Below are 20,852 nucleotides of genomic sequence, written 5' to 3'. Positions count from 1 at the left end.
CTGTCACTCGGCGCCGGTAGCTATTTCTCCGTGTCGTTCAATGGTATATGTGACCATGCAGCGAGGGTTCGTCGTCGTAGACGACACGGAGACGCACAGAACGCTCCTCGAAGAAGCCGTCAGGTTCGCGAGTAACGACGATGGTGACAGCGCCGAACTGGTGTTGTTCTCCTGGCTGACACCGGAGCGAGTCGACGAGAACTTCGACGCGATAGCGTCGATCGAGCAGATGGAGCACACGAGCTACGACGCGCCGTCACCGCTCGACTCGGTTCGGCAGTTCGTCCGTCAGTTCGCTGAGGAGACGCTGGCGGATCTGGGCAAGAGCGTCGACTACGAGATAGTCGCGGCCGTCGTCGACGAGGACGAACTCGGGACGAAGATCATCGAGACGGCGGAGAGCCACGCCTGCGATCACGTCTTCCTCACCGGCCAGAAGCGTTCGCCGACCGGAAAGGTCCTCTTCGGCGACGTCGCCCAACAGGTCATCCTCAACTTCGACGGACTGGTCACGACCGCGATGGACTGACCGGGCGTCGACCGGATGTGACGAGTCCGTGAGATGCGAAGTCCACGAGCTGCGAAGAGTCTGCGACTGGCGAAGAGTTCGTGAGACACAAAGGCTCCTCACCCCCATATTTTATTACGCCAAAACTCCCGCTACTACCATGGACGTACTAGTGACCGGTGTCTACGGCCGTTGCGGAACCGCCATCATCGACCATCTCCACGACCGCCCGGAGTACGACTTCACGTACTACAACCGGTCGGACCGCCCCGACGACCACCCCTACGGCGGGTACGACACCGTCGTCGGCGACATCTCGGAGTACGACAAGCTTCGCGACGCGTTCGAGGGACACGACGCCGTCGTTCACCTCGCGGCGTATCCGGATACGGACGGAGAGTGGGACGAGATCTTCCAGCCCAACGTCATCGGGATGTACAACGCGTTGAAGGCCGCCCGCGAGGCCGAAGTCGAGTCGTTTGTCTTCGGCTCAACGAACCACGTGATGGGGCTATACGAAGAGGAACACAAACCGGATATCTACTCGCGAACGTACGAGTTAGTCCTTAACCACGAGGACCCGGTTCGTCCCGACTCGTACTACGGCGCATCGAAGAGTTTCGGCGAAGACCTCGGTCGGTACTACGTTGAGACGTACGAATATCCGAAGCGGTTCTACGCGTTGCGCATCTGTACTGTCAACATGCCCGAGAACGACCACCCCTACGGCGACGCCGAGATAGGGGTCGAAAACGGAATGTGGGAACGAGGGAGTCCGGAGTACGAAGAACAGGTCGCGCGGATGAAGGCGACTTGGCAGTCACGCCGTGACTTCGCCCACCAGATCGACTGCTGTCTGCAGGACGACTCCGTCGAGTTCGACATCTTCAGCGGCGTAAGCGACAACCGTTGCCGCTGGTACGACCTCGAACACGCGCGCGCGAAAATCGGCTACAATCCGCAGGACGACGGCGAGGAGTGGGACGAACCCCCGAAGTAGGCGCACGTCGGCCGTTCACGCTCGCCTGCGACGGGTCGTTTCGCTCGTTGCTTCGTTCGGCGTTGTGGTGTTCGACGCCAATCGGTTTTCTCGTCGGGTGACTCAGTAGTTCATGTAGACGGTTTTCGTCGACGTGAAGAAGTCGAGACCCGCGTCACCCTGCTCGCGGTACGTGTTCGTCGAGGAGTTCTTGTAGCCGCCGAAGGGGACGTGGAGTTCGAGTCCCGTCGTCTTCTCGTTGACCTTCGCCACACCCGCCTCGACCGCTTCGACGAAGCGGTTGGCCTCTGTGAGGTCCTGTGTGACGACGCTCGCGGCGAGACCGAACTCGACGTCGTTGGCGACGTCGACGCCCTCATCGAAGTCCGAGACGGGGATCACCGCCAGCACCGGGCCAAATATCTCCTCTTGGGCGATGCGCATCTCGGAGTCGACGTTCGAGAAGACGGCCGGAGAGACGAAGTAGCCGTCGTCGTAGCCGTGGCCGGTGAGTCGCTCGCCGCCCGTTTCGAGGGTGGCACCTTCGTCGATGCCGACCGAGACGTAGTCGAGAGTCCCTTCGAGTTCACTCTCGGTGACGTGCGGGCCCATATCGGCACCCGCACTCCCGTCGCCCACTTCGATCGTCTCCGCGTAGTCGACGACGGCGTCGACGAACTCGTCGTAGACGTCCTCGTGGACGATGGCGCGCGAACAGGCGGTGCAGGCCTGTCCTGTGACACCGAACGCGCCGCTTGCGACGATGTCGACGGCCGCGTCGAGGTCGGCGCTCGGCATCACGACGGTCGGGTTCTTCCCGCCCATCTCACACTGGACCCGTTTGAGGTCGTTCGCGGCCTGCTGGGAGACGGTCGTGCCAACCCCCGTGCTGCCGGTGAACGACACGCCGTCGACCGCTTCGTGCTGTGCCAGCACCGACCCGACTTCGCTTCCGGATCCGGTCACGAAGTTCGCCACCCCGTCGGGGAGTCCGGCCTCGTCGAGCGCCTCGAACAGCGCCCGCGCGACACCCGGTGCGACCGACGCGGGCTTCAACACGACCGTGTTGCCCGTGGCGAGCGCGGGCGCGAGTTTCCACGCCGGAATCGCAATCGGGTAGTTCCACGGAGTGATGAGCGAGACGGTGCCGAGCGGTTCGAGTTTCGTGTACAGCTGTTTGTGCTCACCGCTGGGAGATTTCACCGTCCCGCCGAGTTCACGCGCTTTCTCCGCGTAGTAGTGGAAGATGTCTATCGCCCGCTGCACTTCGCCGCCGGCTTCCGCGTGCGTCTTCCCCTCTTCGGCGGTGAGCGTCTCCGTCAGTTCGTCCTTCTGTGCGTCGAGGATGTCGGCTGCGCGCTTCAGCGTCGCCCCGCGCTCCGGCGCGGGCGTCGACGCCCACGTCTCCTGGGCGGCCACGGCAGCTTCGAGCGCCGTCTCCGTGTCGCCTCTCGTCGAGGACTGATACTCGGCGAGGACTGTGCTCGTGTCGGCTGGGTTCCGTACCTCGAACGTCTCACTCGACGACGACTCTGTCCACTCGCCGTCGACGTAGTTACCGTGCTCTGTCGGCATACTACGATAGCGTTCACGACACCACTATACCAATGTTTTGGTGGCGACAATCGCGTCTTCCGCCGACTCCCGCGCCAGCGACAGCGATGGTCGTCGAACCGACGACATCCCAATCTCTAAATAGTGTCATTCCGTACCACGCACCGAATGAATTCGATTAGCCAAACTAGCAAGAGCGACGAACAGCGGGGGAGTTCGAGGAACCCACTCGCGACGATTCGAAACTCGGTGACGCTCAAGATCGCGACGTTCGGTGCCTGCCTCTTCCTTCTGGGATTTCTCATCAACCAAGGCGTCCTGGCTGCCATGTTCGCACTCTGGGGCGCGGCGCTCATCGCCTTCGGGACGGTGGCGTTCGCGATAATCTGGTGGCAGCGTCAGTAATCCACGTTCGGAGTCGCCGTCACCGACGTCGAAGCTGCGAGATACCGTGGGTTCCCGGCCGGCGGTGTAGTGAGAGTCCGTCCAGTTTTCGGATCGTAAACTCCCCGAGAACGTTCACCTCGCAGCCCGCTTCGAGGTGACCGCCGACCGTCCGCTCGCCGTCGAACGCGGTCACGTGCAGGTGCGGTTCGCCGTCGGCGACGACGCCGCCGACGTTCGTCACCTCCCAGGAGCCGTTGAGTTCGAGGTCGACGTTCCGGTCGGCCTTCTCCTCCGGGAGGTCGGCTCGATTCACGTAGTGGATGTTCAGGTTACTGAACGTGCCGATTCCGGAGACGACGACGCCCGTGTCGACGTCGTGTTCCTCACACGCTTCCGTGAGCGATTCGAGCGCGAGGTCGCCGCGGTCGAGACGGACGATTACGTGTCCGTCGTCTGATTCGAATGTTTCCATCGGTTCGACGTACTGCTGGTGTGCCGGCGAGGCAGATAAAGCTTCGTCCGCCGTCGACGGGAGTTCGAGTGAGCCTCTCACCGGGTCGCGGTGAATCCGGGCGATTCACCGCGCGGTGACCGGAGTTGTTAACCCCACCTCCGACGAGGCTTCGCTATGTCCAGTCGACTGTCTGAAACCGTCGCCGTCGTGACGGGTGGCGGCAACGGAATCGGTGCCGCAACGTGTCTCCGACTCGCCGAAGCGGGTGCGTCGGTCGTCGTCGTAGACCGAGACGAGACTGCCGCCGAGACGACCGCCGCCGACGTCGAAGCGGCAACCGGTCGGGAAACGCTCGTCGTGACGGCCGACGTCGGCGACGAGTCGCAGGTCGCCGCGATGGCCGCGCGAGTTCGTGACCGGTTCGACCGCGTGGGCGTGCTCGTGAACAACGCCGCCGTCCGCGTCGACCCGCGACCGGTGACCGAAGCCGACGAGGAGAGTTGGGACCGCATTCTCGCGGTCAATCTAAAGGGCGTCGCGTTCTGCACGAAGCATCTCGTTCCCCTGATGACGGCGGGCGGGTCGGTCGTCAACGTCGCCTCGAACGGTGCTACTGTCGCGCGACCGAACTGGTCACAGTACGACGCGACGAAGGGCGCTGTGGTCTCCATAACGAAGGACATGGCCTGCGACCACGCCGCCGCCGGTATCCGAGTGAACGCCGTCTCGCCGGGGTGGGTCATCACGGAGTACCACCTGCCGGACGACGCCGAGGAGGCGAGGCGGTTCTTCGACGAGAAGACCTCGCCGCATCCCGACGGTCCGGGGGTTCTCAAGCGTGCGGCCGCGCCCCGCGAGGTCGCGGACGCCATCTGCTTTCTCGCGTCCGATGAGGCTTCGTTCGTCACCGCGGCGAACGTTCCGGTCGACGGCGGCGTCGCGGCGGTCGGAAAAGGGTTGTCGTGGGAGTCGTTCGCCGTCGGGCGAGAAGACGACCGAGCGACGACGGCTGAACGACCACGACCGAGCGATAACGGCTGAACGACCGCGACTGAGCGGACGCGCTCTCCGACTCAGTCGACCCGGTGTTCCTCGATGTAGTCCCAGTCGAATGAGTAGCCGAGGCCGGGCGACTGCGGAACGGGGACGCAGCCGTCGTCGTCCAGCGGGTCGACCGGGTTGGACAGCCACGGCGTCGCGCCGTCGTAGTCGTAGTTCGGGTGCAGGAGGCCTCGCTCGTAGTACTCGCCGGGCGTCGCCATCGCGCCGAGCAGGTGGAGGTTCGGCGCGTTGCCGCCGTGGACCTCGCACGCGACGTTGAACGACTGGCAGAGGTGGACCGTCTTGAGCGCCGGCGTGAGTCCACCGACGTCTCCGACGCCGACGCGACTGATGTCGGACGCGCCGCGTTTGAGCCACTCCGCCCGCGTGTACATCTGGCCCGCTGCCGTCTCCGGACCGACGATCGACACGTCGACTTCGTTCGTCAGCCACTCGTACGAGGAGATCGAGTGCTCGTCCATCGGCTCTTCGAACCACTTGAAGTCGAGGTCCGAGAGCGCCTGTCCGATCCGCTTCGCCTCGGTACGACTGTAGTAGTGATGGGAGTCGAGCATCAGGTCGACATCGGGGCCAACCTCCGCTCGGACGGTGCGGCACGCCTCGATAACTCGTTCGGGGTCGGCGTCGTACGGCGGCATCCACGTGTGGAGCTTGATCGCGCGGTACCCCTCGTCGAGCAGGTCGCTCGCGAACTCGGCGTACGCCTCCGGCGTCCCGAGTCCGTCGGGGTCGTCGTCGCCGACCATCGTACTCCCGTAGGCCGGTATCTTCTCTCTGTGTCCGCCCAGCAGTCGGTAGACGGGCACGCCGAACTCCTTGCCGGCGACGTCCCAGAGCGCACTGTCAATGCGCGAGACGTTCGAGTCGCTGAACGTCCCCTTATGCAGGCGTTGCGAGCGGTTGAGCTGCTGCCAGATCTGCTCGCGTTCGAGCGGGTCCGTTCCCGTGAGATACCTCGCAGCGAGGTCGTTCGCTCGGACGTCGCCGCCCGTGCAGTAGCCGTCCGGGCCGCCGTCGACGACGACGCGCGTGATACTCCCCGTCTTCTCGTAGGGGTCGCCTGGGTGAGAGTGACCTTTCTCGTCGCGGACTTTCGTCGACCGATACGTGAACCGAATCGTCTCGATATCGCTGATCTCCATCGCGGATTATCGTCTCTCACGACGGATTCGAGCCTCTTAGTTGAATCGGTGGTCAAAAACGGTGCAAGATCGCCTCCGAGAGGTCGAACGACGCGACGACCCAGTCAGTCGTTCTCGTCCGTAATCGGTCCGCTCTGCCAGTACTCGTGGTCGTCGAGTGCCCGGAAACACGACGCGCGGTGCGTCTCCACGTCGGAGGCGTCGTACGCCTCGGGGGCGGTCGTGCGGCAGACCTCGCGCGCGTCGGGGCAGCGCGTGTGGTAGTGACAGCCGCTCGGCGGGTTCGTCGGGTCCGGGATGTCTATCTTCCGGATGGGCGAATCCTCGACGGTCGCTTCCTCCTCGTCGACGGTGAGTTCGGGCGTCGCCCACCGCAGCGCCTGCGTGTACGGGTGCTGCGGGTCGTTGATTATCTGCTCCGGCGGTCCGATCTCGACGAGTTCGCCGAGGTAGACGACGCCGATTCGACCACCCGTCTTCTCGGCGATGTACCGCGCGTTCGCGAGGTCGTGGGAGATGAACAGGTAGGACGTGTCGAACACGTCCTGAAGCTGTATCATCAGGTCCATCATCTCGACGCGCAGCGAGACGTCGAGCGCGCTCACCGGTTCGTCGGCGAGGATGAGATCCGGGTTCATCAGCATCGCTCGGATGATGGCGACGCGCTGCTGTTCGCCACCGCTGAGTTGGTGGGGATACCGCTCGAAGTAGTCCTCGGCGGGCGCCATCCCGACGTGTTCGAGCAGTCCGAGGATGCGCTGCTTCCGGTCGTTCCCGTCGAGTTCGGGGTTCCAACGCTTCAGCGGTTCCTCCAAGGAGGCTTTCACCCGCCGGTTGGGGTTCAGCGAACTACCGGGGTCCTGGTGGACGATCTGGAGCGAGCGGCGAACCTCGCCCCAGCCCATATCGGGGTCGTTGCCGTCGTGGACGTCCCAGATGTCGTGGCCGCGGTACTCGATGGAGCCGCCGGTCGGCTTCTGGAGTCCGACCGCCGTCTTGCCGAGCGTCGTCTTGCCGCAACCGGACTCGCCGACGAGGACGATCGCGTCTTTCTCGTATACGTCGAGCGAGATACCGTCGACGGCTTTGACCGCCGGCGGATCCGAGAAGAAGTCGAAGAACCCCTTCTCTTTCTGGAAGTGGACTTCGACGTCGTTCAGCGAGACGAGCGGGTCGCCGCCTCGCTCTTGCGTCGCGGCGGTCGTCCGGACGGAGCTCTCGTCGAAGCTATCGAGCGACGACGCGGCCGCGCCCATCGGGATCTCGTCGGCCGACTCCTCCCAGTGGTGGCAGTGGACGTGGTGGCTCGAGTCGACTCGATACGCCCCAGGGTCCTGAGTGACGCAGGTGTCGTCGGCGAGCGGACAACGGGGGTGGAACGAACATCCCGTCGGCACGTTCACGGGGTCGGGTGCGCTCCCCTCGACCGGCCGCATCTCGTCGATGGGCGACTCGAGGTTCGGCGTCGACTTCAGCAGCAGTCGCGTGTACGGGTGCGCCGGGGCTTCGAGCATCTCGGCGGTCGGGCCGAGTTCGGCGAGTTCGAAGGCGTACATCACGCCGATGCGGTCGACCAGATCCGCGATGAGCGGGAGGTCGTGCGTGATGAACACGATGGTCAGGTCGTACTGCTGCTGGATGTTCTGTAGCAGCGAGATGATAGAGCGCTGCATCAGCAGGTCGAGCGCGGCGGTCGGCTCGTCCATGACGAGCACCTCCGGTTCGAGGACGAGGCTGAGCGCGATGAGCGCCCGTTGCTTCATCCCGCCGGAGAGTTCGTGCGGGTACGAGTCGAGCACGCGTTCGGGATCGAGATACAGGTCCGAGAGCAACTGCTCGGCGCGCTCCATCCCCTCGTCGACGTTGTAGTCGTGGGCGGTCAGCGTTTCGACGAAGTGCGTCCTGATGTTGCGGACGGGGTTGAACGAACTCATCGCCCCCTGGAACACCATCGAGATCTGCTCCCAGCGGAGCTCCTTGAGTTCGCCCTTGTCGAGGCCGAGCACGTCGACCGGTTCGCCGCTCTCGGGGTAGTAGGTGATATCGCCCGAGAGGACGCCCGGGTCGACGATCGCGTCGAGAAACGCGGAGGCGAGCATCGATTTGCCCGACCCGCTCTCGCCGACGATGCCGAGGATTTCGTCCCGTCGGACGTCGAGGTCGACTTTGTTGAGGACGCGCGAGTCGCCTCGTTCCATGTCGAAGGAGACGGACGCGTTTCGCATCTCGAGTATCGTTTCGCTCTTCGGGACCCCGTAGGCGGAGTCGGTCTGTGAAATCGTCATGGTGTCAGAGTCCTCCAATCGTGTTAGTGGGATTCTCGTCGTTGTCGATGTTTTCGGCAGCGTCGGCGCTCATCTTCTCGTGGCGCGCTCTGACCCGGGGGTTGAACACCCGGTCGAGCGACTGCCCGAGGAGGATGAGTCCAATGGAGATGAAGATGATCGCGCCCATCGGCACGAGGAACCAGTGGAGCGCCTCCGGCCGGTAGTGGGCGCCGCCGTTGTACGCGAGGTTGAGCGTGACGCCCCAGTTGAGGTCCTCGAACGGGAGGATACCGAGGTAGTACAGCGCGGCGGCCTCGAAGATGACCCGTCGTCCGGCGTTCGTGAGGTTGATCACGACGAACGGCATCAGGTGCGGGACGATATCCTTGAACACGATCTTTCTCGTCGGAATCCCCATCGATCGGGCGGCCTCGACGAACGACTCCTGCCGGAGCGTCAGTACCTGCGACCGAATCGCCCGCGCGAGACCGCCCCAGGAGGCGACGCAGAGTAGTATACCGACCAGGTACGGGTTGCCGCCGATGGGAAGCAGCAGCGCGAGGACCATCACGAGCGGGAAGCCCGGGATGTTGATGAAGATGTCGGTGATCGAACTCAGCACGGAGTCGGTGGTTCCGCCTTTGTACCCTGCTATGGCGCCGATGGTCGTCCCGGCGACCACGGTGAACACCGCGCCGGCGGCGATCATCTTGAGCATCCCCTGCGTGGCGTGAACCATCTGCGAGAACAGGTCGCGACCCATATCGTCGGTCCCCAACGGGTACTCCATCGTCTCGAACGGCTGTGCGAGCGCCGGTCCCTCCGCGACGGTTGTCGGCTCGATGATCCAGGTCCCGACCGTGCCCATCAGGATGTAGAGCAGGATGATAGAGAAGCCGATACGCGCGCGCCAGTCGCGCCAGACGATCGAGACCGGCGCGTAGATGTACGCGTCGTACAGCTTCCGGTACCGGTCCTGTCGCGTCTCCTCGTACTCGGAGACGACGTCGAACGGCGTGGTAACGTTACCACCGTCGGTCAGCGCGTCTCGGTCTCTCGACCGGCTCCCGTCGGCTGCCGGTCGGTCTGTCTCGGTTCGGTCGTCTCTGTCGTCTCTCTCTGTGTGCTCGCTCATCGGTCGACCCCCGAGTGAGGGCTCTGAAAGTCGTTCGGTTCAGTACGATTCATCGTTCTGTCCTCCTGCTCTGGGGTCGATGTACCCGTACGTCAGATCGGCGATCAGCAGCGCGATGACGACTGCGACCGTGATGAGCACGAACCCGCCCATCATGAGCGGGTAGTCGCGCTGGTTGATCGCAGAGTAGAGGTAGTAGCCGAGGCCTCGGTACTGAAACACCTGCTCGAGAACCACGGACCCGCCGAACATCTCTCCGATGCTTATCAACAGCGTGGTGTACATCGGAAGGACGGCGTTCCGCGCGACGTACTGGGTGGAGATCGTCGCGTCCGACAGTCCCCGGAGACGGGCGACGCGGAGGTAGTCCGAGCCGAGAACGCGGATGCTGTTCCCACGCATTCCCAGCGAGGCGATGCCGGAGGCGACCAGCATGGACGCGACCGGCAACGTGGCGTGGTAGGCGATCCCCTTGATGTACGGCCAGTTGAACCCGGGCGGGATGCCGGTCGGCTGACGACCGCCCGTCGGGAAATACCCGCCGCGGTACGAGAGGAAGATCAACAGCAGAATCGCCAGCACGTAGAACGGGATCGAACCCATCAGGATCGCCCACGACGTGATGCCGACGTCCAGTTTTCCGCCCTCCCAGTACGCCATCAGCGCACCGACCGAGATACCGATGAAGAAGCTGATGAACAGCGACCAACTCAGCACGAACAGGGTCCAGGGCATCGCCTGTGCGAGCACCTCGGTCACGGGCGCAGCGTAGTACGTCGACTGCCCGAGGTCGCCCTGCAGCATACTTCCCATGTAGTCGATGTAAGCCAGCGGAATCGGCTTGTCGGGATCGATCGTCATCCGGAGTTCGACGAGTTGGCGAGCGCGAACCGGGTCGACCCCCTGTGACTCGAGCTGCCGCACCATCGCGCCCATTGGGTTTCCGGGCATGAGGCGGATCAGAACGAACGAAAGCGTCGTCACCGCCCATACGGTAAATCCTGTTTGCGCTAATCGTCTTACGCGCCAGTCTACTCGTGCCATGATATAGATACGCAAATCGCTTCGAGCACATCCTTAATCAAAGTACCTCATAATTCCGTACGATTATGTATCGTAAATTGATGAACGAAGCGACGGTCAGATTCCCGTGGTCGGAGCGGGAAAAGGCCGCGACCGGACGAGAGGCGGAGTCACTCGAACGGATCCCAGCCGGTGTAGAGTATCACGACGCCCGCCAGTAGTGTGAGCCCGATCGGGACGAGCGTGATCAGCGCGGTGACGTAGGAACCGGACCCCGGTTCGAGGTAGAGAAACGAGAAGCCGAGCAAGAGCAAAAAGAGGAGGTCCACACCGATGATCGTTCTCGACGCTGACTGGAGCAGTCCCATACGATGGGATTCCATTAGTCCCTAATAAACGTTTAGTTCCCTCGGAGAAATCGACGCCCGGAACGTCCCTTCGCGATCGGCGACGTCGGGTCGAGGCTATCGCGTCTCGCGGCTCACGGCTCACGTCGCGAATCACCGTCGACGGTCGTCGGCCGGTACAGTAGCAGCCACCGACGCCGCAATCAGTCGCCCACGTACCGGATCGTCCCGTCGGCCATCTTCGGGGCGATGTAGAGAGCGTCGTCGACGCCGTTGACGATGGCGTCTCTCGCCTCCAGTTCCCAGTTGGACCCGTCGTAGGCGCCGGCGTCCGGCTGGTACAGCATCTCCGCTTCGGGGAGCGTCTGGTTCCACCACCACATCAGTTCCTTGTGGTACTGGTCTTCGCCGGTCGTCATCCACTTGTTGATGTGTTCGCTGATGTTGATCTCCTTCGTCCCGCTCGACCCCTCGGGATCGCCGATCGGCATCGGGATCTCCGCGTCCGGGTTGAAGTGGGTGATCGACTGGACCCAGTCGGGAACCAGGTCGAGCGCCCAGAGCGCGGTCACGCCGTTGGCCGACGACCCGTCCTCCATGATGTCGTACTCGCCGTTCATCCGACGCTCGTCGAACGTCGCGTCGTCGACCTGTTGCTGTTCGACGTCGATGCCGAACTCCGTGAGGTTCCGCTTGAGCACCTGGATGTCCTGGCGCTCGGTCCCGTTCATGATTTTGAGCGTGAAGCGCTCGCCGTCGGGGTCCATCCACTCGCCGTTGTTGTTCTGCTCGTAGCCGTCTTGCTCGAGCAGCTCCGTAGCGCGTTCGGTGTCGTTCTGTCCGTACAGGGTGAAATCCTCGATCCAGTCGGTGGCCGGGTGCGAGCCCTCCTCCAGCACCTTGCCGGGAACTCTGCACGGTGCCCACTCGAAGAGGCGGTTCTCCCCTTGGAGGAGTGAGCTGACCTGCTGACGGTCGAAGACGTGGCAGATCGCCTTCCGCACGTTCACGCTGTTGACGGGGGAGTCGTACCCCTCGACCTCGTGGCCGCAGTTGAACGCGAAGAGCTTGTTCTGCGAGCGACCCTCCCGGAACAGCGTGTGCCCCTCCGGGAGCTGGTTCTGGAGGTCCTGTTGGACGGGGAAGCCGCTGTGCGCGGCGTCGACCTGTCCCGTCGAGTACGGCTGCGTCGGTTCGTCGTCGGAGAACGACCTGAGCGTGAACTCGTCGAAGTTGATGTTGTCCGCGTTCGGGTGGTCCTCGTACTTCTCCATCACGATGACGTCGTCGCCGACCTCCGAGATCTGGAACGGGCCGGTACCGATGGGATCGTCGGTGATGAGTGGGTACTCTGCCGTGGTGATCTCTTCGATGACCGCCTCCTTCTCGGAACCCTCCGTGTTCTGAAGCTGTTCGAGCCAGTCGCTCCAGCGGTCGTCGTCGTGTTTCGTGAAGACGCCGCGGCTGAAGTCGTCGTGGTACGCACCGATCGAGTTCTGGACGGCGAAGATCTCGTCCAAGGGGTCGTGTAACGACACACGAAGCGTCTGGTCGTCGACGGTCTCGACGCCCTTGATGACTTGGTGGGGCCGTTCGTCGTCTTCGACGCCGGCCTTGAGAATCTCCAGTTCGATCTGGTACTGCGTGACCCAGTCCTGCGCGACGAACTGGTCGCCGTTGTGCCACGTCCAATCCTCGCTGATGGTCGCTTCGAGCGTCGTATCGTCGGCCATCTCCCACGACTCGGCCATCAGCGGATAGGCCTCGTTCTGGGTCGGACTGTAGACGGCGAGGCGGTCGAAGATACACGCGCCGGGGTGCCAGCAGCCGCTCTGCGAGGGGTTCCACGGGTTGAAGTGTCGTTCCGAAGGCGTCGTCCCGCTCGTCAGCGGGTCGAAAACCCGGAACTGACCGGACGAACCGGAGCCTCCTCCGCCCCCGCTGCCGCCGGCGGCGTTGCTACCGTTGCCGCCGCTACCGTTGCCGCCGCCGGGCTCTGGGGCCTCCCCTGATCCCCCACAGCCGGCGAGCGCTGTCACACCCCCGATTGCGCCAGCCTTGATGAAGTTTCGTCTCGAACACAGGTCTCTTCGCCAGTTGTTAGTATCTGGCATGGTACTACAATATGAACTCCCCTATATATATCTATTCATCACGTGTGAATCACTACCGAGAAGGCGAATACGGGGGGCGTCGAGAGAACGCGGATACGAGGGGAGACGAACTCAGCGCGGGACGTCTGCGAGAAACGGATACAGCTCCGCGAGTCGCACGCGCTCGTTTCGTCTGCCCGATTCGTACGCGGCCATCGTGACGACGGTCGCCCAGAACGCGTCGCGCGCCGTCGACGGTGGCTCCTCGCCCTTTCGTACGGACTCGACGAACGCGCCGGCCTTGCTCCCTCTGCCTTTCGGATACGGGACGTGTTCGGTTCCGTCGGTGTCGATCCTGTAGGAGGTCCGCTCGTCCCACTCGCGGCCCTCGAAGTAGATCGCGCCCTCGTCGTCCCAGATGTGGATGTGTTCACGCGTACGCGGGACGATGCCGGTGTCGGCGATGTTGGCGACGGCGCCGTTCTCGAACTCGACGATGAGCGACGACTGCTTGTCGAACAGTTGCTCGTCGTCGTGGAACTCCACGTGGGCGGTCACGTGCGTCGGCGTCAGTCCCGTCGTCCAGAGGATGGCGTCGATGACGTGCGTCCCGACGTTCAGCAGGTGTCCCCCGCCGCTCAGGTCGGGGTCCATCCGCCAGTCGGTCATCTCCTCGTAGTACTCCCTCCAGTCGTGCGTTATCTCGCCGGTGATGAACGTGGGTTCGAGCTCGCCGAGCGCCCAGCGTTCGCGACCGACGACGAACGCCGGATTGAGGTGACGCTGGTAGCCCAGCATCACGACCCGGTCGCTCGCCTCGGCGCGGACGAGGAGGTCGTGTGCGTCCTCGACGGTCGTCGCCAGCGGTTTCTCACAGAGGACGTGCAGGTCGCGGTCGAGCGCGGTCGTCGCCTGGTCGTAGTGCAGCCCGTTCGGCGTCGCGATGGCGACGGCGTCCAGCGACTCCTCGGCCACCATCGTCTCGTACTCCCGGTACTGGGCGCGTCGCGGAATATCGAACTCGCGGCCGGCCGAAGCCAGCCCCTCCGGGTCGATGTCGGCGATGGCGACGAGTTCGGCGTCGGACAGCGAGTCGAACTCGCGCCCGAGACGGACACCCAGACTCCCGAGGCCCGCGAGGCCCACACGAAGTCGACGGTCGGATTGCGGTTCTTCAGACATTGCGAGTGGTCTCTGATTCCCCGAAAAGGGTATAATTGTTTTCATTGTTCACCTGTGACCCGACCACACGGAACGTCTCCCGCGTGTTCCAAGCCGTCGCGTTCCCGGTAGGGGAACGAAAGGAGAGGACACGAGGACGCAGAATAACAAACGTAGTTTTGTTACCACTATAGGAACGGTCTGCGAAGCGACGGTGGCGAACTGTACAGAGAGAACACGCACGACCACACGAGTACCACTCGAACGGACGTTCTGCTTTCGGTCTCCGACGGTTCGGGGGTTGCTGTTCTCGATGGCCGAACTCCTCACCTCGACTCGGCCGCCGCCGAACGTGTGGTTCGGACTGCCGAACCCGCTCGATGGGAACCTATCGCGGAGTTCGGCGAATACTTCGGCGTTTCCCGTCAGTTCGGCGGACGATCTCCTGCAGATGTGTTCCGCAGAAGGGAACGAAGGGAGACTCGAGAGGACGGTCGTCCGAACTGTCGATACAGAACCGAAGCGACACTTGTCGAGTTCGAGGAGAAGGAGAGAAACAGATGGGAGAGGTGTGCTGACTCGACCGTCAGGACTGTTCGAGCGTTACGTCGGCGGACTCGTCGATGTCGACGTGCGCTTCGAACTCACCGTGATTTCCGCAAAGCGACACTCGTTCGGTCTCTGAACCGCTCGCGCGCAAAAACGCCTGCGTCGGCGAGGAGGCGGCACAGCCTCGGATTCGGGTCTCCCCGACGTCGGAGACGGTGACGGCCGGCGACGGCGCGTCACCGCGGAACCGCAGGCCGTCGATGGAGACCGAGTCGACCTCCTCGAACGCGAGTCCGGGACTCTCCGGCGTCCGAATCTCCACGTCGGTGAACGTCACGTCGGCCAGCGATTTGGCGAAGAACGTGTGGGAGGCCTCGTAGTTGTCGGCCATCGCCGGTCTGTGGTCCGTGGCGTCGAGCGGCCGGGTCGCGTCGATGCGGACGTCGGAGAACGAGATCCCCTCGAAGGGCTGTTCGGGGAGTCCCGCGAGGAACCCCGCGTACGACACCTCCCGGGCGGTGACGTTGTGGAAGTGGACGTTCCGCACCAGCGGCGTCCCGTCGTCGACCGGAAGCGGGTCGCTGTCGATGTCGGTGAAGTAGTAGCCGTTGATGACGAACGGACAGGCGACGCGCCGCATCACGATGGTGTCGAAGCACAAGTCCTCGACGACGCCGCCGCGGTCCCGCTGGGTTTTGATTCGGACGCCGCGATCGGTGTCCGTGAAGGTGCAGTTGGTGACGGTGACGTCTCTGACGTCGCCCGACATCTCGCTCCCGATGACGACGCCGCCGTGACCGGCTTCGACCGTGCAGTTGGTGACCGTAATCTGCGCCGCGGGTCGTCCGACCTCGCGCCCCTCCGCGTTCTTGCCGGATTTGATGCAGATGGCGTCGTCACCCGCGTTGATGTACGTATCGCTGACCCTGACGAACCGGGACGAGTCGATATCGATACCGTCGCCGTTCGGCGCGTCGGCGGGGTTCTCGACGTTCACGTCGTGGAGCGTGACGTTCTCGGAGTAGACGACGTGTGTGTTCCAGAACGGGGAGTTCCGGAGCGTGACCCCGGAGACGGTGACGTTCTCCGACCCGGAGATCTGAAACAGCGGGGGTCGAAGCGTGAAACTGCTCACGTCGTCGCTCTTGCCGTTTCGGTCGTCGAACTCGGCGAGTCGCTCCCGGAGTCCTTCGGGGTACTCCGACTCCGGCATGTGGTAAAAGTCCCACCAGTAGTCGCCGTTTCCGTCGATGGTACCGCGACCGGTAACGGCGACGTTCTCCGCGTCCGCGACCCAGAGACACGGGTGGAACCCGACCTGGTCCCATCCCTCCCAGCGACTCTCGACGGAGGGGAACGCGGCGAAGTCCCGTTCGAACTGGAGCGTCGCCCCCGCGTCGAGGTGGAGTGTCGTGTCGTCGCCGACGCGAAGCGGTTCGGTGCGGTACTCGCCGGGCGGGACGTGTACCGTCCCCCCGGTTTCGGCGCACTCGTCGAGTGCGCGCTGAATCGGCTCGGTGTCGAGTTCGTCGCCGTCGCCGACGGCGCCGCGCTCGCGAACGTCGTACTGGGCCGTCCCTGGTAGTGACATCAGTCGTTACTTTCGGAGTGCGCGTATAAACGTTGCGTCGATACGGCGAGGTCGACGCATCGGACGGTGGTTTCTCGCGGTTCTCGTCGACTGTTCGGTATCGAGTCGGTTACTCCTCGACCTCCCGGGACCGATCTCGAAGCCAGGCGCCCGTCCCGCTCTGGGGGATGTCCAGCGTGCGGGTGTTCACGGGGAGCTCGGGGTAGCCGCCGACCTCCTCCTGGCTGTCGATGTACGACCCGTCTCCGTTCCGCACCGCCTCGACGATTCGCTCGTCGGTCGGCGTTCGGTCGGCGGGTCGCGCGCCGACGTTGCGGAAGTTGTGCTCGCGGACCTCGTCGGCCGGGAGCGCCTCCAGTCCGTCGGGCCACAGCGGCCGCGAGTCGAGTTCGGTGATTCCCTCGCCGACCATCGAAACGTCCGCGTCCCAGTTCAGGACGTTGTCGTCGAGATACGCCTCGCCGTCGCCGAAGACGTTCGGCTGGTCGCTGATGGGCCACTCGAAGACGTTACCCTCGATGCTCGCCTGCGTGTCGGGGTCCATCCAGACGCCGTCCTTGTAGTGGTGGACCACGTTGTTGACGACGACGGACCGAGTCCCCTCTTTCAGCCGCGGGTTGCGGTCGAGGGTGTGCGCCCAGACGTTGCCGGCGAGCGTGACGTTCTCGGCGTTGTTGCCGATGAGCGAGCCGTAGCCGTGCGAACCCTTCGAGTGCGAGGAGTCCTGCAGCGCCTCCGCGATGAGGCAGTTCGACACGGTCGTGTCGCTGGTGTCGTAGCCGACCGAGATGTTCTCGTCGACGCCCCACGTCGCCGTACAGTGGTCGATGACATTGTTCTCGGTGCCGTCCTCCGTGAAGATGCAGTCGGGCTCCCAGTCGCTCTCGTTGCCGGCGTCGCCCGGCCGGACGCGGATGTGCTGGATGACGTTGTCGTTCGAGTCGAGCCAGATGCTCCCGCGGACGAGCGTGATCCCGGGGGAGGGAGCCGTCTGACCGGCGATGTACAGCTTGTCGTTCGTCACCGTGAGCTGCTGTTCCTCCAGGTCGATGCTCCCGCTCGTCTCGAACACGACCAGCCGCTCGCCGTCGACGTTGAGCGCGGCCTCCAACTGCCGCGTCGTCGGCTCGGTGATCTTGATGACCGGAGTGTCGTTGTCGAGCCACGGCGCGGGGTCGGCGAACCCGTCGCCGAGGTCGAACTGCGAGGCGCTCCGCGGGCCGTTCTCGCCGCCGCGGCCGTTCGCGCGACTCGGCGTCCCGAACGCCACCGTCGACCCGGTCGTCGAGTCGCCGTCGCTCATCTCCGCAACCGCGCGCACCTCGTAGTAGCGTCGGCTCGTGAGGTCGTCGAGTTCCGCGCTGAACGTCCCAGTCGACGAGAGCGTCGTCGAACTCGTCGCCTGCCACGACTCCGTCGGCACCTTTCGGTACTCGAAGTAACACTCGGCCGACTCCGCGCCGCCGATGTCGGTGAGGTCACCGTTGAGTGTCGCCGACGTCGCCTCCACGTTCGTCGCCGACTCCGTCGAGACGAACGGGACGCCCTCCTCGACGGAGACGCTCCCCGCGACCTGTACGTCACCGATGTCGCGGTTGGTGTCCGGCGAGAGTCCCGAGAGATCGCGGAGCTCCGCGGTACAGAGCGTCCCCTCGACGTGACTCGTGACCGGGAGTCCGACGTACGTGTCCGAGCCGAGTTCGACGTTGTCGGCGGTGAGCTGTGCGATACGGGTCCAGTCGCTCCCGTCGGTGGAGCCGTAGGCTTCGATCGTGTCCCCGGAACGAGTGAGGCGGAGCCAGTCGGCCTCGATGCTCCCGTCGCTCACCTCGCTCTCGTCCTCGCCGCCAGAGGTCGTGCTCAGCGTGTCGGCGCCGGCCTCCGGCCGCCACTGCAGCGACGCCTCGCCGCTGGGTAGCCGCCGAAGCATGACGTTCTTCGCATCCGGCTCGAGCGACTCTCGAACCATGATGCCCGTCTTCGCGTTGGCCTCGGTTCGTTCGAGCGCCGTGTTCCGAACGACGACGTCGAAGTCGCCGCTTCGCGACTCGTAGAAGTAGTGGAAGGCGTCCTCTGTACTCCAGATGTCCGCGCCCGCGCCTCGAATCGTGATGATAGTCGCCGCCGCCGCCGTACCGCTCGTGAGCGGTAACAGCGCGGCTCCGATACTCCCTGCACCAACTGCTCGCATGAACGTTCTCCTATTAGGTGTCATTGCTGTACACCGAACGTACAGTAATTATAATGAGACAAAAATATTATGGCTACATATATGACATTAGTACATACTCGGATTGTACTCAGAACTGGCGTTCCCCGAACGGGACTGCTACTCCTACTCTTCTTGGGCGTCCACCACGGCCACACCCGCCAGATTCACGATGTCCTTGACTTCGTCGCCGCGCTGGAGCACGTGGACGGGTTTATCCATGCCGACGAGCATCGGGCCGATGGTCTCCGCGCCGCCGAGGCGCTGCAGCAGTTTGTAGCCGATGTTGCCTGCTTCGAGGTTCGGGAAGATGAGCACGTTCGCCGGTTCGGCGAGCGTCGAGAACTCGTAGGTTCCGTCGAGGATCTCCTCGACGACGGCCGTGTCGGCCTGCATCTCGCCGTCGACGGGGAAGTCGACGGCGGGGTCTCGCCGAAGCGCTCGTGCGGCCTCGCGCGGCTTTCTGGTGCCCTCGTTGTCGACGCTGCCGAAGTTCGAGTACGACAGCATCGCCACTCGCGGTTCGACGTTGAACCGGCGTGCGAGGTCGGCAGTATGGCGGGCAATCTCGGCCAGCACGTCGGCCGTCGGGTCCTGATTGACCGTCGCGTCCGCGCAGAACACCACCCGGTCCGGGAACGCCAGGAGGTAGACGCCGGCAGCGTAGTTCGCCCCCTCGCGGGTCCCGATGACCTGTAGCGGTGCACGAAGCGCCGGGCCGTAGTGGTGGGTGAGTCCGGTGAGCATCGCGTCCGCGTCCCCGGCGTCGACCATCACGCTCGCGAGGTAGTTCGGGTCCGTCCGGACGAGCGACGCCGCCTCGCGCCGCGTGACACCCTTCCGGCGACGGCGCCGGTAGAGTCGCTCGGCGTACGATTCGAGCACGTCCACAGACGGGTCGACGATGCGAGGCTCGAAGTCGAGGCCCCGCTCGGCGACCACCGACTCGATCCGCTCGCTGTCGCCGACCAAAAGCGGTTCCGCGATTCCGTCCGTCTCCATCCGGGCGGCCGCTCGAATCGTCTTCTCGTCGTCGCCCTCCGCGAGCACGACTCGTTTGGGGTCGCTCTGCGCCTTGTTGAGCACGACGCGCATCATCTCGAGCGACTTCCCGACCCGCCCTTCGAGGTACTCCCGGTAGCTGTCCAGTTCGACACGGTCGCGGGCGACGCCGCTCTCCATGGCCGCCTTCGCGACGGCCGACGACACCTCGAACAGCACGCGGGTGTCCAGCGGTTTCGGAATGAGGTACTCCGGGCCGAACTGCAGCGTCTGGTCGCCGTACGCCTTCACGACGGCGTCGGGGACGTCTTCGCGCGCGAGGTCGGCGAGCGCCTCCGCGGCGGCGACTTTCATCGCCTCGTTTATCTCGGTCGCGCGAACGTCGAGCGCTCCGCGGAAGATGAACGGGAAGCCGAGCACGTTGTTCACCTGATTCGGGTAGTCAGAGCGCCCCGTCGCCATGACGACGGTGTCGTCGCGGGCGTTTTTGGCCTCCTCGTAGCCGATTTCGGGGTCGGGGTTCGCCATCGCGAAGATGATGGGGTCGTCGGCCATCGACCGCACCATTTCCGGCGAGACGATGCCGCCGGCGGAGAGGCCGACGAGCACGTCCGCGCCATCTATCGCGTCTTCGAGTCCGCCCGGCGGAACGTCGCGCACGAACTCGCGGTGGTGATCGTCGAGCGCTCCCTTCGCCTCGCGTTCGGTCGTGAGGATACCGTCGATATCGCACATGACGATGTTCTCCGCGCGAACGCCGAGCGAGCGGTAGAATCGGGCGGTCGCCGTCGCCGCGGCCCCGGCGCCGGCGAACGCGACGCGGATGGATTCCGGCTCCTTGCCGACGATATCGAGCGCGTTGAGCAGCGCGGCCCCGGAGATGATGGCCGTCCCGTGCTGGTCGTCGTGGAAGACTGGAATCGACATCTCCTCGCGGAGTCGCTGTTCTATCTCGAAACACTCCGGCGCGCTGATGTCTTCGAGGTTGACGCCGCCGAACGTCGGTTCCATCGCACTAACGGTTCGAACGAACTCGTCGGGGTCGTCGACGTCGAGTTCGACGTCGAACACGTCGATGTCGGCGAAGCGCTTGAACAGCACGCCTTTGCCCTCCATCACCGGTTTCGACGCCTGTCCGCCGATATCACCGAGACCGAGCACCGCGCTGCCGTTCGAGACGACGCCGACGAGGTTGCCTTTGGCGGTGTACTCGTAGGCTCGGTCGGCGTCGTCGGCGATGTCCAGACACGGCGCGGCGACGCCCGGCGAGTACGCCAGACTCAGGTCTCGTTGCGTGCTCGTCGATTTCGTCGTCGAGATCTCGATCTTTCCCGGCGGTTCCTCCCGGTGGTACGCCCGTGCGTCATCTTCGAGAGACATACTCGAATC

The 20,852-nt window shown here is 64.2% G+C and carries 16 protein-coding genes; 4 read left to right on the top strand and 12 right to left on the bottom strand.

Features of this window, described 5'->3' with window-relative positions:
* Positions 1–55: 55 nt before the first annotated feature.
* Together LAQ74_RS17690 and LAQ74_RS17685 are read left to right on the top strand one after the other, a co-directional pair.
* The gene (locus LAQ74_RS17690) at positions 56–529 is read left to right on the top strand and encodes a universal stress protein (protein WP_224337996.1); all 474 of its coding nucleotides are present in this window, start codon (positions 56–58) and stop codon (positions 527–529) included.
* Between the two features lie 139 nt (positions 530–668).
* Complete coding sequence (locus tag LAQ74_RS17685; protein WP_224337994.1) at positions 669–1,508, top strand: NAD-dependent epimerase/dehydratase family protein; 840 nt, start codon at positions 669–671, stop codon at positions 1,506–1,508.
* A gap of 102 nt (positions 1,509–1,610) precedes the next feature.
* Here LAQ74_RS17685 and xacF read toward each other — a convergent pair whose 3' ends face one another.
* Positions 1,611–3,062, bottom strand: a complete 1,452-nt coding sequence (gene xacF / locus LAQ74_RS17680) for a 2,5-dioxovalerate dehydrogenase (protein ID WP_224337992.1) — start codon at positions 3,060–3,062, stop codon at positions 1,611–1,613.
* Positions 3,063–3,209: 147 nt separating this feature from the next.
* On the opposite strand from xacF, the gene LAQ74_RS17675 reads away from it, so the two are divergent.
* Complete coding sequence (locus tag LAQ74_RS17675; RefSeq protein WP_224337991.1) at positions 3,210–3,446, top strand: hypothetical protein; 237 nt, start codon at positions 3,210–3,212, stop codon at positions 3,444–3,446.
* Positions 3,447–3,465: 19 nt separating this feature from the next.
* Here the strand turns inward: LAQ74_RS17675 and LAQ74_RS17670 are convergent, their stop codons facing one another.
* Positions 3,466–3,900: a PPC domain-containing DNA-binding protein gene (locus LAQ74_RS17670; RefSeq protein ID WP_224338076.1), complete on the bottom strand. Its 435-nt coding sequence runs from the start codon at positions 3,898–3,900 to the stop codon at positions 3,466–3,468.
* A gap of 156 nt (positions 3,901–4,056) precedes the next feature.
* Here LAQ74_RS17670 and LAQ74_RS17665 point away from each other — a divergent pair, with 156 nt between their 5' ends.
* On the top strand, positions 4,057–4,923 hold the full coding sequence (locus tag LAQ74_RS17665; RefSeq protein ID WP_224337989.1) for an SDR family NAD(P)-dependent oxidoreductase: 867 nt from the start codon (positions 4,057–4,059) through the stop codon (positions 4,921–4,923).
* A 32-nt stretch (positions 4,924–4,955) separates the two neighbouring features.
* On the opposite strand, the gene LAQ74_RS17660 is transcribed toward LAQ74_RS17665, so the two are convergent.
* The 10 genes from LAQ74_RS17660 to LAQ74_RS17615 form a co-directional block, all read right to left on the bottom strand.
* On the bottom strand, positions 4,956–6,086 hold the full coding sequence (locus LAQ74_RS17660) for an enolase C-terminal domain-like protein (RefSeq protein WP_224337987.1): 1,131 nt from the start codon (positions 6,084–6,086) through the stop codon (positions 4,956–4,958).
* Positions 6,087–6,190: 104 nt separating this feature from the next.
* On the bottom strand, positions 6,191–8,371 hold the full coding sequence (locus LAQ74_RS17655) for an ABC transporter ATP-binding protein (protein ID WP_224337985.1): 2,181 nt from the start codon (positions 8,369–8,371) through the stop codon (positions 6,191–6,193).
* Positions 8,372–8,375: 4 nt separating this feature from the next.
* Positions 8,376–9,488 (bottom strand): ABC transporter permease, encoded by a 1,113-nt coding sequence (locus LAQ74_RS17650; protein ID WP_224337983.1) that lies wholly within the window; start codon positions 9,486–9,488, stop codon positions 8,376–8,378.
* 39 nt (positions 9,489–9,527) lie between these two features.
* Positions 9,528–10,532: an ABC transporter permease gene (locus tag LAQ74_RS17645; RefSeq protein ID WP_224337981.1), complete on the bottom strand. Its 1,005-nt coding sequence runs from the start codon at positions 10,530–10,532 to the stop codon at positions 9,528–9,530.
* Positions 10,533–10,681: 149 nt separating this feature from the next.
* Positions 10,682–10,879 carry a hypothetical protein gene (locus LAQ74_RS17640; RefSeq protein WP_224337979.1) on the bottom strand — a complete coding sequence of 66 codons (198 nt, stop codon included), beginning with the start codon at positions 10,877–10,879 and terminating at the stop codon, positions 10,682–10,684.
* Between the two features lie 182 nt (positions 10,880–11,061).
* Positions 11,062–12,972: an ABC transporter substrate-binding protein gene (locus LAQ74_RS17635; protein WP_224337977.1), complete on the bottom strand. Its 1,911-nt coding sequence runs from the start codon at positions 12,970–12,972 to the stop codon at positions 11,062–11,064.
* Between the two features lie 111 nt (positions 12,973–13,083).
* On the bottom strand, positions 13,084–14,133 hold the full coding sequence (locus tag LAQ74_RS17630) for a Gfo/Idh/MocA family protein (protein WP_224337975.1): 1,050 nt from the start codon (positions 14,131–14,133) through the stop codon (positions 13,084–13,086).
* Positions 14,134–14,698: 565 nt separating this feature from the next.
* The gene (locus LAQ74_RS17625; protein WP_224337973.1) at positions 14,699–16,252 is read right to left on the bottom strand and encodes a glycoside hydrolase family 28 protein; all 1,554 of its coding nucleotides are present in this window, start codon (positions 16,250–16,252) and stop codon (positions 14,699–14,701) included.
* 109 nt (positions 16,253–16,361) lie between these two features.
* Entirely contained in the window at positions 16,362–18,467 is a 2,106-nt protein-coding gene (locus LAQ74_RS17620; protein ID WP_224337971.1) for a pectate lyase, read from the bottom strand.
* A gap of 120 nt (positions 18,468–18,587) precedes the next feature.
* Entirely contained in the window at positions 18,588–20,843 is a 2,256-nt protein-coding gene (locus LAQ74_RS17615) for an NADP-dependent malic enzyme (RefSeq protein ID WP_224337969.1), read from the bottom strand.
* Positions 20,844–20,852: the final 9 nt, after the last annotated feature.

The organism is Haloprofundus halobius (assembly GCF_020097835.1).
GTDB classification, from domain to species: Archaea; Halobacteriota; Halobacteria; order Halobacteriales; family Haloferacaceae; genus Haloprofundus; species Haloprofundus halobius.
This window is presented reverse-complemented; position numbering and strand designations above follow the sequence as displayed.